The sequence below is a fragment of the Glutamicibacter sp. BSL13 genome (assembly GCF_052928425.1).
The window spans coordinates 1-1,242 of the sequence record NZ_JAVGCZ010000211.1; the positions used below are offsets into that span (position 1 = coordinate 1).

Below are 1,242 nucleotides of genomic sequence, written 5' to 3' on the forward strand. Positions count from 1 at the left end.
GCCCACCGCACCACCGAACCTGCCACCACCGGGACGGCTGTCGGCGGAGCGTTCCGCCGCTACGACTGGGGCCGATGATGACGCGGCCGACGGTCGGAACACGCGGCGGGGTGTCCCGCGGGGTGATTGCGGCCGCGGTTGCCGGGACCTTCGCGCTCGCGCTGGGGGCGTTCCTGCTGTCCTTCGAGGCGCTGCAGGACCTGGCCCGGCTCGCCGGGATCGCGGACGGGCAGGCCTGGCTGTGGCCGCTGATCGTGGACGGCGTGATCCTGCAGGCCACCATCAGCGTGGTCGCCCTCCGCGACGCCGAGGGCTCTGCACGGAGGTTTGCGTGGATGCTGCTCGCCGCCGGCACCGGCGTGTCCGTCGCCGCGAACATCACCCACGCGGTCCTCACCGCCGATCAGCGCGTCCCGGGCCTGGTGGCCGCCCTGGTCGCGTCGGTGCCGCCGCTGGTGCTGGTGGCGATGACGCATCTGACAGTCGAGCTCATCCGCAACGCCGGACCCCGCCACCACGATGACGACCAGCAGGAGCAGCCGCCGTCGCGGGTCGTGGTCGCCACGCAGCGCGTGCCCGACCGGACGCCGCCTGCCCTCGAAGCCGGCACCGCCCAGGAAGGCGGGAGCGACAGCGAGGTCGCCGGCGACGGGCACGGGACCGGCCGCCTCGAGACCGAGGTACCGGTGGGACGGGAGGCGCGGATCCGGGAAGCGACACGGCTCGCCGGGCAGGGGGCGACGAACCGGGAGATCGCCCGCCGTTTCGGGGTGCACCCGACGACCGTGGCCCGCTGGCTGAACGCACCTGACCCTGCAGACGAAAGGAATGATGATGAGCCCGACACCGAACAGTCCTGAGGACCCCACGCCGACGGCAGCCAGGGACGACGCTGCTGACGACGAGACCCGTGAGCGGACGGGCATCGCCGAGGACGACGAGCAGTCCCGCCTGGCCACGCACAAGGACCCGACCCTCCACGTCGAGCCGGAGACGCCGGTGGCGGACGGGCGTGCCCGGGTGGAGTGGGTGCGTCCCACCGATCTGGCCGCGAGGGCCGGAGGCCGCGTGATGGAGCGCGGCCACGAGCTGAACCGGCAGTTGACGGCCGCGGTGAAGGAAGCCGCCCGCGAGCAGCGGGACACGCTGCGGCAGCGGATGGCCGCCCGCAGCGCCGAGGTCTCCGTGACAGGCCCGGAGCGCGCCCCTGGTCGCGCAGCCGGACGGGAGGGGGTGAGCCGG

The 1,242-nt window shown here is 74.1% G+C and carries 2 protein-coding genes; both read left to right on the forward strand.

What is annotated here, in order from left to right; translation table 11 throughout:
• The coding region (locus RCJ92_RS15900; protein ID WP_446755123.1) for a DUF2637 domain-containing protein at positions 1-860 on the forward strand (860 nt) is incomplete at its 5' end.
• The coding region (locus tag RCJ92_RS15905) for a hypothetical protein (RefSeq protein WP_446755124.1) at positions 835-1,242 on the forward strand (408 nt) is incomplete at its 3' end. The genes RCJ92_RS15900 and RCJ92_RS15905, both read left to right, overlap by 26 nt.